16 protein-coding genes, 1 tRNA gene and 1 pseudogene are annotated in these 13842 nt (G+C 73.1%); 12 read left to right on the top strand and 6 right to left on the bottom strand.

What is annotated here, in order from left to right; genetic code table 11:
• Positions 1-37: 37 nt before the first annotated feature.
• From QK442_RS23250 to QK442_RS36395, 8 genes and pseudogenes are all read left to right on the top strand, one after another.
• Entirely contained in the window at positions 38-1147 is a 1110-nt protein-coding gene (locus QK442_RS23250) for a DNA alkylation repair protein (protein ID WP_282695967.1), read from the top strand.
• A gap of 104 nt (positions 1148-1251) precedes the next feature.
• A complete protein-coding gene (locus tag QK442_RS23245) occupies positions 1252-1527 on the top strand; it encodes a hypothetical protein (RefSeq protein WP_282695966.1) in 276 nt (91 codons plus the stop codon).
• Positions 1515-1919 carry a hypothetical protein gene (locus tag QK442_RS23240; RefSeq protein WP_282695965.1) on the top strand — a complete coding sequence of 135 codons (405 nt, stop codon included), beginning with the start codon at positions 1515-1517 and terminating at the stop codon, positions 1917-1919. The genes QK442_RS23245 and QK442_RS23240 overlap by 13 nt, the downstream gene beginning before the upstream one ends.
• A 292-nt stretch (positions 1920-2211) precedes the next feature.
• On the top strand, positions 2212-2355 hold the full coding sequence (locus QK442_RS23235) for a hypothetical protein (RefSeq protein ID WP_282695964.1): 144 nt from the start codon (positions 2212-2214) through the stop codon (positions 2353-2355).
• Positions 2352-2924 (top strand): PRC-barrel domain-containing protein, encoded by a 573-nt coding sequence (locus tag QK442_RS23230; protein ID WP_282695963.1) that lies wholly within the window; start codon positions 2352-2354, stop codon positions 2922-2924. The genes QK442_RS23235 and QK442_RS23230 overlap by 4 nt, the downstream gene beginning before the upstream one ends.
• Positions 2911-3366, top strand: a complete 456-nt coding sequence (locus QK442_RS23225; RefSeq protein WP_282695962.1) for a PRC-barrel domain-containing protein — start codon at positions 2911-2913, stop codon at positions 3364-3366. Before QK442_RS23230 ends, QK442_RS23225 begins: the two co-directional genes overlap by 14 nt.
• Before the next feature lie 1430 nt (positions 3367-4796).
• Complete coding sequence (locus QK442_RS23220; RefSeq protein WP_282695961.1) at positions 4797-5006, top strand: DUF2180 family protein; 210 nt, start codon at positions 4797-4799, stop codon at positions 5004-5006.
• 247 nt (positions 5007-5253) lie between these two features.
• Positions 5254-5358 (top strand): annotated as a pseudogene (locus QK442_RS36395) (integrase); the annotation flags it as partial.
• Positions 5359-5484: 126 nt separating this feature from the next.
• Here the strand turns inward: QK442_RS36395 and QK442_RS23215 are convergent.
• Positions 5485-5558, bottom strand: a tRNA-Pro gene (locus tag QK442_RS23215).
• A 429-nt stretch (positions 5559-5987) separates the two neighbouring features.
• Here QK442_RS23215 and QK442_RS23210 point away from each other — a divergent pair.
• Positions 5988-7196, top strand: coding sequence for an acyl-CoA dehydrogenase family protein (locus QK442_RS23210; protein WP_282695960.1), 1209 nt, complete (start codon positions 5988-5990; stop codon positions 7194-7196).
• Between the two features lie 72 nt (positions 7197-7268).
• Here QK442_RS23210 and QK442_RS23205 read toward each other — a convergent pair whose 3' ends face one another.
• The 5 genes from QK442_RS23205 to QK442_RS23185 are packed head-to-tail and all read right to left on the bottom strand — an operon-like array spanning position 7269 to position 11084.
• Complete coding sequence (locus QK442_RS23205) at positions 7269-7850, bottom strand: GAF domain-containing protein (protein WP_282695959.1); 582 nt, start codon at positions 7848-7850, stop codon at positions 7269-7271.
• Positions 7847-8470, bottom strand: coding sequence for an ATP/GTP-binding protein (locus QK442_RS23200; protein ID WP_282695958.1), 624 nt, complete (start codon positions 8468-8470; stop codon positions 7847-7849). The genes QK442_RS23205 and QK442_RS23200 overlap by 4 nt, the downstream gene beginning before the upstream one ends.
• On the bottom strand, positions 8448-8825 hold the full coding sequence (locus tag QK442_RS23195) for a DUF742 domain-containing protein (protein WP_282695957.1): 378 nt from the start codon (positions 8823-8825) through the stop codon (positions 8448-8450). Before QK442_RS23195 ends, QK442_RS23200 begins: the two co-directional genes overlap by 23 nt.
• On the bottom strand, positions 8822-9253 hold the full coding sequence (locus QK442_RS23190; RefSeq protein ID WP_282695956.1) for a roadblock/LC7 domain-containing protein: 432 nt from the start codon (positions 9251-9253) through the stop codon (positions 8822-8824). The genes QK442_RS23195 and QK442_RS23190 overlap by 4 nt, the downstream gene beginning before the upstream one ends.
• 7 nt (positions 9254-9260) lie before the next feature.
• Positions 9261-11084 (bottom strand): ATP-binding protein, encoded by a 1824-nt coding sequence (locus QK442_RS23185; RefSeq protein WP_282695955.1) that lies wholly within the window; start codon positions 11082-11084, stop codon positions 9261-9263.
• A 552-nt stretch (positions 11085-11636) separates the two neighbouring features.
• Here QK442_RS23185 and QK442_RS23180 point away from each other — a divergent pair.
• From QK442_RS23180 to QK442_RS23170, 3 genes are all read left to right on the top strand, one after another.
• On the top strand, positions 11637-12044 hold the full coding sequence (locus QK442_RS23180) for an NTP pyrophosphohydrolase (RefSeq protein WP_282695954.1): 408 nt from the start codon (positions 11637-11639) through the stop codon (positions 12042-12044).
• Positions 12041-12553 (top strand): GNAT family protein, encoded by a 513-nt coding sequence (locus tag QK442_RS23175; RefSeq protein WP_282695953.1) that lies wholly within the window; start codon positions 12041-12043, stop codon positions 12551-12553. Before QK442_RS23180 ends, QK442_RS23175 begins: the two co-directional genes overlap by 4 nt.
• Positions 12554-12798: 245 nt before the next feature.
• Complete coding sequence (locus QK442_RS23170; RefSeq protein WP_282695977.1) at positions 12799-13797, top strand: PP2C family protein-serine/threonine phosphatase; 999 nt, start codon at positions 12799-12801, stop codon at positions 13795-13797.
• The last annotated feature ends 45 nt before the right edge of the window (positions 13798-13842 follow it).

Here is a 13842-nt window from a genome sequence, read left to right as displayed (position 1 = left end):
GCCGGTACCGGTCCCGATGAGATGAGAAGGGACAGCCGTGCCCACGGCCGACGAACTGATCGACGCACGCACCACCGACCTGCTGGCCTCCGTCATGGCGGCGGCGGGCGCCGCACCGGCGACCGCCCTCCGCGGCTGCGGAGCCCTGCTGGAGGGCCTGGCGTTCAGCCGGCGCGTCACCGCCGTGAAGGAAGCCGTCCTCGCCGACCTTCCGGACGCCTACCCCGCCTTCGCCGACGTCGTCCGCGCGGCCCTTCGCCGCCCCGAGTTCACCGGCTGGATGACCTTCCCCGTCAACGCGGCCGTCGCCGAACGCGCCCTGGCCTCCGACGTGTTCGAGCCGGGTCTCGATCTGCTCGCCGCCCTCACGCCGCTGCTCACCGCGGAGATGGCCGTACGCCCCTTCCTCAGCGCCGATCCGCCACGGGCCCTGGAACGGGCCGTGCTGTGGACCCGTCATCCCGATCCGCACGTACGGCGCCTGGCGAGCGAGGGCACCCGCCCGCGCCTGCCGTGGGCGCCCCGGCTGACCGCGTTCGTCGCCGATCCCACCCCGGTCCTGCCCGTCCTGGACGCGCTGTACCGGGACCCGAGCGAGTACGTCAGGCGCTCAGTGGCCAACCACCTCAACGACATCAGCCACGACCACCCCCGCACGGCCGTCGCCATCGCCGCCCGCTGGCTCGCCGAGCCCGCGCCCACCACACCGGCCCTGGTCCGGCACGGCCTGCGGACCCTCGTCAAGGCCGGCGACCGTGACGCGCTGACCCTCCTCGGCCACGACCCCGACGTCCGTGTCCGGGTCGTCGGCCCCGACGTCCGCACACCCCACGTGCACCTGGGCGAAAACCTGGTCTTCGGCTACGAGATCACCAACACCGGAACCGGTACGGCGCGTCTCGTCGTCGACTATGTCGTCCACTACCGAAAGGCGAACGGCAGCCTCTCCCCCAAGGTCTTCAAACTCACCAGTCGCGAACTCCTCCCCGGCGAGCGCCACTCGGGCGTCCGCCGCCACCCGCTCCGGCCACTCAGCACACGCCGCCACCACCCCGGCACGCACCGCGTACAACTCCAGATCAACGGCCGGCCCCACGACTCCCGCCCCTTCACCCTCCACATCCCGCCGGAAGCCACCCTCGGCTGAACGCCCCCAGGGGCCTTCCACGCACGGCGTGTCAGCGCCGCCACCACTTCCGTCCCCGGCACCACCCACCCGTTCCCCGTCCGAGAGGATCGACGATGCACGGCATGTCCCCCGCGTTTCGGCGCGTGATCCTGGTGATCGCGGCCATCGGCCTGGCCACCGGCTGTTCCCAGCAGTACGACGACGAGCGCGGCAAAGGCGACGCGCCGGTCAAGGGCCGCTCGGGCGACAACACCCCGGCCGAGGTCTTCAACATGCCCGACGGCTTCGGCAACCTCGCCACCAAGTGCGTCGGCCACGGCTTCCGCGCCTACGTCACCACCAACGGGGGCGGCCCGTCGAATCTGGAGATCGTTCCGGACAGCTCATGTGCGAGCTGACCGCGAGGCGCGGACCCGCCACCCGGCCCGGCCGGTCCATGACGCCCGGGCCCGCCACCGGTGCGGCACCCACGCGCCGCACGAGGTCGACCGCCCGGGGCGTCCGCCGGTCCCTCGCCGCCTTCGCCCTCGCCCTCCTGCTCACCGCCTGCTCCGGCCACGGCTCGGAAGAGCGGGGAACGGCGGATTCCCCGGTCCGAGGAGGATCGGGCGAGAACACCCCGGCCGAGGTCTTCAACATGCCCGACGGCTTCGGCAACCTCGCCACCAAGTGCGTCGGCCACGGTAGGCGCGCCTACGTCACCACTCGCTGGATGCGGCCCGACGATCCGCCCGTCGTCTTCCCCGCCAACGCCGTCGTGGTCGCTGATCCGACCTGTCGGGTTCCCTGACCTCCCCGGCCTCGGAAGTCGTCCACGAGCCGGGTGAGGTGGTCCCGCGCCCCACGGGAACCGATGGCGAGCGCCGCGGCCCGGCCGGCCCACGGACTGCCGGGTCCTCCTGTTCCCGGCCGCCCGTTCCATGCCGGATCTCCCGGGCGTGACCCGGTTCGAGCGAGCGGTGAAGGAGGTGTCGGAACGACCGTGTTCCGGGCGGGAAAGGGGGTAGTCGCCGGGCACCCGCTCGACGGAGCGAGGGCGACCCGACCGACCGGTACGCCGACGGTCGGGGAAAGGGGTTCCCATGGAGTGGTGGACGTGGCTGGCGATAGTCCTCGTCATCCTGATCGTGATCGGGGTGTCGACACTCGTGACCCAGGCTCGGCGCCGGCGTGGCGGGGTGATCGCCGACGAGCATCATCTGCCCGGGGACGGCGATGAGCGATGAACGCCTTCCTCATCCGGGCGGGAGACGTCGTGGGCCGTCCGGTCCTGACGCTGCACGGCGATGCGCTCGCCCAGGTCAAGGATGTGGTCGTCGATCCCGAGTCCGGCCGGGTACGGGCCTTCACGCTCAGCGGGCGCGGGGCGCTGTCCGGGCCGCTGAAGGAGGCGATCGCGTGGAGCGCCGTCCACGCCCTCGGCCGGGACGCCGTCATGGTCGCCGACCGGGACGCGCTGCGCGAGGGAGCCGACATGGCTTCCGGCGCCGGGGGCGGGGCCGACATGCTGGGAGCACGCGTCCTCACGCAGGAGGGCGAGGACGTGGGCAAGGTGACCGATGTCGTGCTCGACGTGACGGCCGACGACGCGAGGCTGGCCGGGTACGAGGTGAAGCTGGACCGGCACGGAGAGAAGGGCACCGTCCTGGTGCCGCTCTCCGCCCCGGTCGTGGTCTCGGCGGAGCGCGTCCTGGTGCCCGCCGCCGCCCTGCGTTCCGCCGTCGGCGATCTGGCCGACTTCCGGAAGGCGGCGCGGGGCTCGCGCGAGGAGGGTACGAGCGATGCTGGGCAGTGACCTGGAGGGACGGCAGGTCGTCCTGGTGAGCACCGGGGAGACACTGGGGAAGGTGACCGGGCTCCTGCTGAGCCCGGGACCCGCCCGCGTACAGGCGCTGCGGATCCGTGCCGGTGCCCATCTGACGACCGTGCCGTGGGGCGCGGTGCAGGCGTGCGGGCCGGACGCGGTGATGGTCCGCCGTACCCCCGACGCCGACGAGCGCCTCTCCGGCGGTGAAGCGGGGACCGCTCCGGGCGACGCGCGGGGGAAGGCGCTGATGACGGACCGGGGCGACCGGCTCGGGGAGGTGCGGGACGTCGAGTTCGACCCCGAGGACGGGAGCCTCCTCACGCTGCTGACCGCCGGCTACCTGTGCGAAGGGGCGCGGCTGGTCGGGGTGGGGGACTTCGCCGCCGTGGTCACCGGCGATGCGGTGGACGACGCGAACCCGACAGGCTGACACCGCGCCCACGCCCACCCGGCACGGGCGGGAGCGCCTCGCCCGATGGGGGGGGTGGTCTCCGCTCGTACCCTGGGCCTGGTCGCGGGGGCGGTCTTCTCCGTGCGGCTCGCGGTACGTCTCACCCCACCGCAGCAGATCCCCACCGGCGGGCAGACCGTCCGGCTCCCGGTCACGGGGCCGTGGGCCGGCTGGACCGGGCCGGGGACGCTCGTCCTGGTCGGCCAGGACATCCCCACCGCCGTGGCCCTCCACGGTCCGCTCCGGCCCCGCCCGGCGCTGACCGAGATCAGGTTCGGACGCGAGCTCGACCGGCTCGTGCGGGAACCGGACGGCTCCGTCGCCGAAGTGGGGCGCCGGCTCGCGGAGGGGTGGTTCCGCCACGCCCTGTGGGAGACGGTCATCGCCGTCGGCGTCACGCTCGTGATCCTGGCGTCCGCGGCCGTGCTCAGACGTCTGTCCGTCCGGTCGGCCGTCACGCCGGCCGGTGCGGGCCTGCTCCTGACGAGCGGTCCGAGCGCGACCGGCTACCTGGTGCTCGCCGACGACACGCCGAAGGTGCTGCGCTCGGTCGGCTCGCCGGAGGACCTGGTCGACCGTGCTCCCCCGGCCCCTCTGCCGCCGCCCGAGGGGCCCGTCGCCGAGGACGTGCGTCTGGTCGTCCTGGGCGACTCCACGGCCGCCGGTTCCGGGACCGGATCCCTGGAAGGGCCGCGTGTGCCGACGCGGTTCAGAGGCGTTCTACGAGTACCTGGAGCGCCCGCAGGGCCGCCGGGTGCTCAACCTCGCCTGCGCGGGGGCGACCGTCAAGGACGGTCTCCTGGGAGCCCGTACCGTCGGCGGAACGACGGTCCCGCCACAGCTTGCCGAGGTGCGGTGGGCGCCCGAGGTGTCGGCGGTCACCGTCAGCACCGGCGCCAACGACGTCCGGTGGGCGGCACTCACCCGGCTGTGCACGACGCAGCCGCGGTGCGGGGACCGCGCCACGGACGCGTTCCCCGACGCACAGCTCGCCCGTTTCTCCCTGGACTACCGGGAGCTGCTGCGCCATCTCGCCGCCCTCCCCGATTCCCCGCATCGTCGTCACCGAGTACTACGCCCCCTTCGACGACCCCTTCGACGACCAGGCGGACTGCCTCGGCGAGGAGGGCATCACGCCGTCCCGACTTCACCGGGCACGGCCTGTGCACCGATCGGCCCTACGTACGGGGACCCGCCGAGCAGGCGCCGCCCCACCCCACGGGGAGCGGACAGCTGACGATCGCCCGCCGTCCAGCATGCCCTCCTTCAGCCGCCGCCCACCCCGGCCGGCGCCCGTACGCTCCCCTGAGCGGGTAACTCTCCCCGCCCCGGGCAGACGCCGGACGTAGGCGGAGACCGGGCGGAGGCACCGGAGTCGGACCGCGTGCGGGAGCCGACGGGAGGCACCGATGGAGTGTTTCGAGTGCCGGACGGGGAACGGCAGGGCCGTGTCCGCCGTGGCGGTGTGCTGCGACTGCGGCGCGGGGCTGTGCGCGGACCACGTGAGGTTCGCGCCGCGTGAGGTGCACCATGAGTCCGGACTCGGCAGGACCACCGGACGGCTTCCGGCCCGAACGGCTCTGTGCCCGGTGTGCGACCGGGCGGAACACAGCACGTGACACGGCAGCCGCGGTGTGGTCGAGCCGCCGACCGAGAGGGGGTCCGGTCTGCAGCGGACCCTTCGGGGGCTTCTCGTATGCATGGGGCTTGTGGCCCTCCTCGCGGGACCGGCCCTCCGCGCGTGGCCGCGCAGTGGTTCCGCCGCTCCGGGCGACCGTCCTTGTTTTGTTTTTGTGAAGCAGGGAGCGGCGCTCCGGAGAGGCGAAGGTGTCGTCCGCCGAGCCTTCGCCGATCTGTTCGCCTGCCTTCGCCGCGTGCACGGCCGCGCGCATCGGTGAGGTCTCGGGCTGCCGGGTCGAGGACATCGACACCACCCACGGGGCCTGGACCGTCCGCCGCCAGACGCCCCCCTGCCGAGCCTCCTCGCGGTCACCCGCTGACGGCCACGACGGGCTGGTCCCCCGCTGGTCCCCAGAACGACCGAGGGGCCGTTTCAGATCACTCTGAAACGGCCCCTCGGTCTGCGACTCTTTCGAGTCGGGACGACAGGATTTGAACCTGCGACCCCTTGACCCCCAGTCAAGTGCGCTACCAAGCTGCGCCACGTCCCGGTGCCCGTCTGACCTGGGATTTCCCCCGGCCCGGCGTGCAAGAGAACCATACCGCACTTCCCCTGGTGGTCACGAACCGCTTTACGGCCGTCACACGGGGGCGCCACAGGGGCGGCGGCCGGGACGGGGGCCCGGACAGGGGTCGGACAGAGGTCGGACAGGGGCCGGTGTGACGCGTTTACCTGTGGCATGTGGCAGAAAGACGCCCTTGCGCGGCGGGGGCGCGCCGGACGAGGGGACTCCAGATCGGACCAAACACAGTCGGAAGTGATCGTCAACAGGACCGGTTTCGGACAAACACGGAGGCGATATTGATCGATCACGGAAAGATCAACACCATGAGGTGGTCGGCCTGTTCGGGACGGGACCACTGCCGATGTTCCACCTGCTCGGACCCCGCCGAGCAGGCGATTCGCAGGGAGAACTCGCATGGACAGTTACTTCGGCAGCCGGCTCCACCATCAGCTCAGGGAGACGGTCCGCGACTTCGCCGAACGCGAGGTCAGGCCGCGGATAGCCGAGATGGAGGCCTCCCGGACGGTGCACCACGAGCTGTCCCGGCTCATCGCCGCGCAGGGGTGGCTGGGGGCGACGATCAGCCCCGAGTACGGTGGCATGGGGGCGGGGCACCTGGCCAAGACGATCATCATCGAGGAGCTGTCCCGGGTCAGCGGGGCCATGGGCGCCATGGTCCAGGCCTCCCAGCTGGGCACCGCCAAGATCGTCCACTTCGGCTCCGACGCCCAGCGCAAGACCTGGCTGCCGCGGGTCGCCTCGGGGGCGTGCCTGCCGACGATCGCGGTGACCGAGCCGGAGTCCGGCGGCCATGTGCTGGGCATGACGGCGAGCGCCGTCCGGGACGGCGACGACTACGTCCTGAACGGCAGCAAGGTCTACGTCGGCAACAGTCACGTGGGCGATCTGCACGGTGTCGTGGTCAGGACCGGCCCCGGTTCGAAGGGACTCACCGCCTTCCTGGTCGAGGCCGACCGTCCCGGCTTCCGGCTCGGGCCGCAGAAGCCCTCCATGGGGCTGCACGGCTTCAGCTTCGGCGAGCTGATCTTCGAGAACTGCCGGGTGCCGGCCGCCAACCGGCTGGGCGACGAGGGCGACGGTCTCGCCGTCGCGTACTCCTCCAGCGTGCTCTACGGGCGGGCCAACCTCACCGCCGTCTCGCTCGGCATCCACCAGGCGATCCTGGAGGAGACCACCCGCTTCGTCACCGAGCGGATCCGGTACGGCGAGCCGCTCTCCGAACTGCCCACGGTGAAGCTCAAGCTGGGCCAGATGCAGTCGCGGCTCATGACCGCCCGGCTCACCGCGTACCACGCGGCGCACCTGCTCGACCAGGGGCTCTCCTGCGACACCGAGCTGATGAACGCGAAGCTGGTGAACGTCGAGTCGGCCATCGACTCGGGCCGCAACGCCATGGAGATCCACGCCGCCGCCGGTCTCTTCACCGACCGGCCCGTCGAGCGCTACCTCCGTGACGCGCACCACATCTTCGCGCCGGCCGGCACCTCCGACATCCAGCTCCTCCGCCTTGGCGAGGTCGCCCTCGGCCAGGACAAGGGCAGCTGGTCGGAACGGCTCTCCGAGCTGGTCCGCACCCCGGCGCCCGAGCCCGCCCACGCCTGACGGACGACGCGAGAGGGCCCGTACGACATCGGTGTGCCGTACGGGCCCTCTCGTCGCCGCGCGGGGCGCGGGTCAGAACACGCCGTCCTCGCGGCGGTGGATCTGCTCGACCAGCTCCGCCGCCATCGCCTTGATGGTCTCCAGGCCGGACCGGCCCCAGGGCCGGACGTCGGTGTCGACGACGCAGATCGTGCCGAGCGCCACGCCCGTGCGGTCGATCAGCGGCGCGCCCATGTACGAGCGGATGCCGATCTCGTCCACGACCGGGTTGCCCGCGAAGCGCGGGTAGTCGCAGACGTCCTCCAGGACGAGCGCCTTGCGCCGGACGACCACATGCGGGCAGTAGCCGTGGTCCCGGGCCATGAACCGGCCGACACCGCCCGCGCCGACCGCCCCGGCCGCGGTCGCGCCGAGGTCGCTGCCCGCGTGCGAGCCGCCGGGGGTGTGCAGACCTGCGAAGAACTGCCGGTTCTCGTCGATGAAGTTGACCATCGAGTAGGGCGCCCCTGTGATCTCGGAGAGCCGGTGGGCGAACTCGTCGAAGGCCGGATCCGGCCGCTCCCCGAGGCCGAGTTCGCGCAGCCGCCGGACCCGGTCCGGGGCCTCCTTGTCGATGGGGGTCAGGAGGAGGTGACCGGTCGGGTCGTAGGTCATGGAGTGGCTCCGAAGCTCGGCTCGCTGGCCGGGGTCGAGTTGAGGAGGTGCTGGACGAGGGTGAGGAGGGTGCTGATGCCGGAGCTGGAGATCCGGGCGTCGCACAGGACGATCGGCACCTCGGGGTTGAGGTCGAGCGCCTGCCGGATCTCGTCCGGCTCGTAGCGGAAGGCGCCGTCGAACTCGTTGACGGCCACCACGAAGGCCATCCCCCGGCGTTCGAAGAAGTCGATGGCGGAGAAGCACTCCTGGAGGCGCCGGGTGTCGGCGAGGACGACCGCGCCGAGCGCCCCCTCGGAGAGCTCGTCCCACATGAACCAGAACCGCTCCTGGCCGGGGGTGCCGAAGAGGTAGAGGACGTTGCGGTCGTCGAGGGTGATCCGGCCGAAGTCCATGGCCACCGTGGTGGTGGACTTGTTCTCCACGCCCTCCAGGCTGTCGGTGGCGGCACTGACCGAGGTCAGCAGCTCCTCCGTGCTGAGCGGTTCGATCTCGCTGACCGCGCCGACGAAGGTGGTCTTGCCCACGCCGAAACCGCCCGCCACCAGGATCTTCAGCGCGGTGGGGAAGGGATCGGCGGGGAAACCGTCATGGCGTTCAGAGCCGCTGTCGTAGGCCATCGAGCACTGCCTCCAGCAAGGAACGGTCGGATGGGTTGGCGTGGAAGCGCGGGGCACGCGCCGTGAGGGCGCCACAGTCCACGAGGTCGGAGAGGAGGACCTTGGTGACGACGGCGGGGAGGCGTAAGTGCGCCGCGACCTCGGCCACCGAGGTGGGCCCGTCGCACAGCCGGAGGGCCAGGCTGTGCTCGGGGCCCATGTGGGGCTGCGGGGCGGTGCCGGTCGCCATCACCAGGGAGAGCAGGTCGAGCGCGGTGGTGGGCCGGGTCCGTCCGCCGCTCACGGTGTAGGGGCGGATCAGCCGGCCGGCCGCGTCGTCGAGCCAGGGCCCTTCCTGCGGGGGAGACGCGTTCACTGACCGGTGCCGCCCGCCGCCGCTGCCTGCCGGGCGGGTGTCGTCAGGTACGGACGGACGCTCTTGACCAGCATCGCCATCTCGTAGCCGAGGACGGCGGCGTCGGCCTCGCGGCCCGCGAGGACGGCCAGACAGGTGCCGGAACCCGCGGTGGAGACGAAGAGCAGGGTGGAGTCGAGCTCCACGACGACCTGGCGGACCTCGCCGCCGTCGCCGAACCGGACGCCGGCGCTGCGGCCGAGCGAGTAGAGCCCGGAGGCGAGGGCCGCCATGTGGTCGGCCGCGTCCGGGTCGAGCCCGTGGAGGGATTTCACCAGACCGTCGGAGGAGAGCAGGACCGCGCTGCGGGTGTACGGGACCCGCTGGACCAGACCGCTCAGCAGCCAGTCCAGATCCGAGGAATGGCCGGTCGGCACATTGCTCGCCATCGTCTATCTACTCCTTGTGCGCGTCGCCGTGACGCAGCGATTCCTGGGGGGTGGGCTGGGATTCGGCCAGGCCGATCCCACGCTGGAAGGCGGCCATCAGGCCGGGGTCGTGCAGGGCGTGGTCCTCGGCCTGGCGGGTCTGCGGCTCGTCGCGCAACTGTGGGACGAGGTGTTCCTGGGCACGCCGCTTGGGGAGGTCGGGCTTGCCGGGCGCCTCCGCACGGGGCGCGGGCGGGACCGGCGCGGAGGCGGCGCCGAAGCCGGTGGGGGCGGCGCGGTGCTCCGCGTACCCGTTCGCCGCTCCGTCCCGGGAGGAGAGAAAGGGGTTCGTGGGCTGCGCGGGGCGCTCCGGGGCGGGAGGCGCGGGGGGCGCGACCGGTGCCGGGGCCTGGTAGGGGTACGCGGCCGGGGCCGGCGCCTCGGTCGGTACGGGAGCGGGGGCGGGGCCCTCGGGCCGCTGGGGCGGCGCGGCGGGGGCGTCGGCCCGGGAGTGCGGCGGCTGGGCGTGCGGCAGCGGGGCCTGCGGCTGCTGCGGCGGGAGCGGGGTGCCGCCGGTGGGTGCGGCGGGCTGCCGCTCCTGCGGAGCGAGGCCCTCCGGGTCGGCGCCGAGGAGGCCCTGCGGGAGGACGAGGACGGCCTGGATGCCGCCGTAGATGTTCGACTGGAGGCGGACGGCGATGCCGTGGCGCCGGGCGAGCGCGGAGACGACGAAGAGGCCGATGCGGCCGTCCTGGAGCAGGTGGGCGACGTTGACCTGGTCGGGGTCGGCGAGCAGGGCGTTCATCTTGTTCTGCTCGGCGACGGGCATGCCGAGTCCGCGGTCCTCGACCTCGATGGCCAGGCCGGCGGTGACGTACTGCGCGCGCAGCAGCACGGTGGTGTGCGGCGCGGAGAACACCGTGGCGTTCTCGACGAGTTCGGCGAGGAGGTGGATGACGTCGGCGACGGCGTGGCCGCGCAGGGTGCCGTCGATCGGGGGGACCAGCTTGACGCGGGGGTACTGCTCGACCTCGGCGATGGAGGAGCGCAGCACCTCGGTCATGGTGACCGGGTTCGACCACTGGCGGCGGGAGATGGCGCCGCCGAGGACGGCGAGGTTCTCGGCGTGGCGGCGGATGCGGGTGGCCAGGTGGTCGACGTGGAAGAGGCCCTTGAGCAGCTCGGGGTCCTCGACCTCGTTCTCCAGTTCGTCGAGGAGCTGGATCTCGCGGTGGACGAGGGACTGGAGCCGGCGGGCGAGGTTCACGAAGACCTCGACCTTCTGCTCGTTGCCGACGCTGCTGGAGAGCCGGGAGGCCTGGACGACGGCGGTGACGGCGGCCTCGTGGGAGCGGGCCAGTTCGGTGCCGAGGCGGTCGAACTCGTCGCCGGTGGCCTCGGGGAGGGCGGGCCGGGGGGCCGGGTCCTCGCCGCGGCGCAGCTGTTCGACGAGGGCGGGCAGTTCGGCCTGGTCCCGGGCGGCGTCGCGGCGGAGGGCGGCGGCGCGGTCGAGGACGGACCGGGCGGCGCGGTCGGCGCCGAGCGCGGCGGCGGTCACGGCGGCCACGGTGAGCGCGGCGGCGCCGGTGAGCGCGGCCCAGAGGCCGGGGGTCGGGGTGGTGCCGGTGGAGCGGAGGGTGAAGAGGACAGCGGCGGCGCCGCCGAGGGCGACCGCGACGGCGGGAAGGACCGAGGTGCGCAGCAGCTGGGGGCGTATGCGGACTTCGGCGGGGGCGGCCGTCGCGGGCCTGGCCGGGGAGGTGCCGGTGGTCGTGGTGCGGGCGCCCGAACGGCCGTGCCGCCCGCCCTCGCGGCGGTCGGACCGCGGGGCGGGTGCGCGAAGTTGTGACATGGGTGTCCTTGGTACGTGCCCGGAAGATCGGCGTACTGAGGGGTACTTGGGGGGTGGTCGGGGGTCCGGGGGCTGGGGGGTGTGCGGGGGTGCTGGTGAGGACGGCAGGTGCGATGAGCCTACCGATGATCACCGACCACACACTGTAGTCGCCAACCGTTCGTGTGGGGTGTGCAGTTGGCAAACTTGCCCGTAGACCTGCGGAGTCTGGTATCGGCGACGGCGCGCCCGGCTGATATCGATTGGCTGAAAGTCGCCCCCGTGGCAGAAGAGTTGTCGGGAGCGGAACCGTACGAAAGAGGGCGGAGAGGCCAATTGGCCTCTCCGCCCTGCGGAAATCCCGTCGGCCCGCACTCGAACGGAATCCCCCGGAGGGGCTCAGGACCGGCCGTTCACCACCGTCTCGTCACGGAGCGTGCACGGGGTGGGGTGTGCTGCGCGTGTGGCCGGGCGGCCCCCGGCCCACGGCCGGTTCGTGACCGTCGGTGAGACCGGAACCGGCCACGCCGATGAGCCCGGAGGCCGGTATGCGACGCCTGGCATCCTGGTGCCATGAGCGCTGCGGACCCCTCTCCCCGTCCCCTCCTGATCGTGGACGGGGCCAACGTCGTGGGATCGGTGCCGGACGGGTGGTGGCGCGACCGGCGCGGGGCCGCGGAGCGGCTGCGGGACCGGCTCGCCACGGCCGGCGGCCCGGTCGACGGCCCGTTCCCGGGGCCGTACGAGATCGTCCTTGTGGTCGAGGGGCGGGCCCGGGGCGTGGCCTCCGTCCCGGGGGTACGCGTCGAGGAGGCGGCCGGCAGCGGCGACGACCTGATCGCCGAACTCGCCCGGGACGCCGCCGGCCGACCGTGCCTGGTGGTCACCGCCGACCGCGAACTGCGCCGCCGGGTGGAGGAGACGGGTGCCCGCTGCACGGGGCCCCGCGGTCTCCCCGGATCGGGCAGACTGGGCGCATGAGTGACTTGTACGGCGCTGCCGTCGTCCTGCGCCCCGCGGTTCCCGAGGACGTTCCCGCCCTGGCCGCCGTCCGGTCCACACCCGAGGTGCGGACCCGGTGGCGCGGCGGTGACGACCTGGCCGGGGAGGTCGCCGCCGACCTGGAGGACCCGGACGTCCACTGTCTGACGATCCGGTACGACGAGCGGACCGTCGGCATGATCCAGTGGTACGCCGAGGAGGAGCCGGACTACCGGCACGCCGGGATCGACCTGTTCCTCGACCCGTCGGTGCACGGCCGGGGCCTGGGCACCGACGCCGTGCGCACCCTCGCCCGGCACCTCGTCGACGACCGCGGCTACCATCGCCTGGTCATCGATCCGGCCGCCGACAACGCGGCGGCGATCCGCTGCTACGAGAAGGTCGGGTTCCGTCCCGTCGGGGTGATGCGCCAGTACGAGCGCGGCGCGGACGGCACCTGGCACGACGGCCTGCTGATGGACCTGCTGGCGGCGGAGCTGGTGCGCTGAGCCGTCCGCGGGGAAGACCTGCCGGCGGGGCTCGGGATTCGATTCGGTAACCGCCGGGGGAACCGGCCGCCGCGCTCACAGGACCATTGCATAGGGTCAACGTCGTCAGGCGTTCGCACGGCCGCCCACCCCGTCGGTCCCGGGCCGGCGGCGGCCGCGTCACCACGGAACGATCCACGGGGAGCACCTTGCCCAAGCAGTCGGCGGCCGAATCGCGCGTCCTGTCGCTCCTGCCGTACGTCGTCATGGCGGTCACCGCGCTGGCCGACATCACGGCCGGTCCCACCGTCGGCCTCCTGCCGCTGGTGGCCCTGGGGCCCGCGTTCGCCGGACTCACCGGTGGTCCCCGGCGCACCGGCGTGATCGGCGGCATCGCGCTGGCCCTCTGCCTCGCGCTCGGCTGGTACGACGGTCTGTTCCCCGGCAGGCGCGGGACGACGGCGCTGGTGTCGGTGGCCGGGGTGACCGCCGCCGGTGTGGTCGCCGCCGTCATGCGCCGGCGCCGGGAGGAGGAGCTGGCCGGCGTCCGCTCGATCGCCGAGGTCGCCCAGCGGGTCCTGCTGCGCCCGGTCCCCCGCACGGCCGGGGAGCTGGGCGCCGCCGTCTCGTACACGGCCGCCGTGGCGGAGGCCCGTATCGGCGGGGACCTGTACGAGGTCGTGACCTCGCCCGGCGGAGTGCGGGTGATCGTCGGCGACGTCCAGGGCAAGGGGCTCGACGCGGTCGAGACCGCCGCCGACGTCCTCGGGGCGTTCCGGGAGGCCGCGCACGACGAGCCCGACCTCGCCGGGGTGAGCACCCGGCTCGAACGGGCGATGAACCGCACGCTCGGCGGTGAGAGGTTCGTCACCGCGGTGATCGCCGAGATACGGCAGGACCGGACGGTGACCGTGGTGAACTACGGCCATCCCGCGCCCCTGCTGCTCGCCGCCGACGGTACGGCGCGGTTCCTCGAACCGGCGACCCGGGCGCTGCCGCTCGGCCTCGGCCTGGGCGGGACGGAGAGTCCCGACGCCCTGGACGCGGAGTTCCGCCCCGGTGACCAGCTCCTGCTGTACACGGACGGCGTGACCGAGGCCCGCGACCGCGACGGCACGTTCTACCCCCTCGCGTCCCGGCTCTCCCTGCTGAAGGCAGACAGTCCCGAGCTCGCGCTCGAAGCCCTGCACGGCGACCTCATGGAGCACGTCGGCGGGCCGCTCGGGGACGACGCGGCCATACTCCTGCTGCGCTACCGCTCCTGACGCGGCTCCGGGACGCCGGGCGCGTCCGGTCGTCGTGCCGGGAGG

The organism is Streptomyces sp. CC208A (genome assembly GCF_030010625.1).
GTDB lineage: Bacteria > Actinomycetota > Actinomycetes > Streptomycetales > Streptomycetaceae > Streptomyces.
Note: the sequence above shows the minus strand (reverse complement) of the source record. Positions and strands in the feature narration are given on the sequence as shown.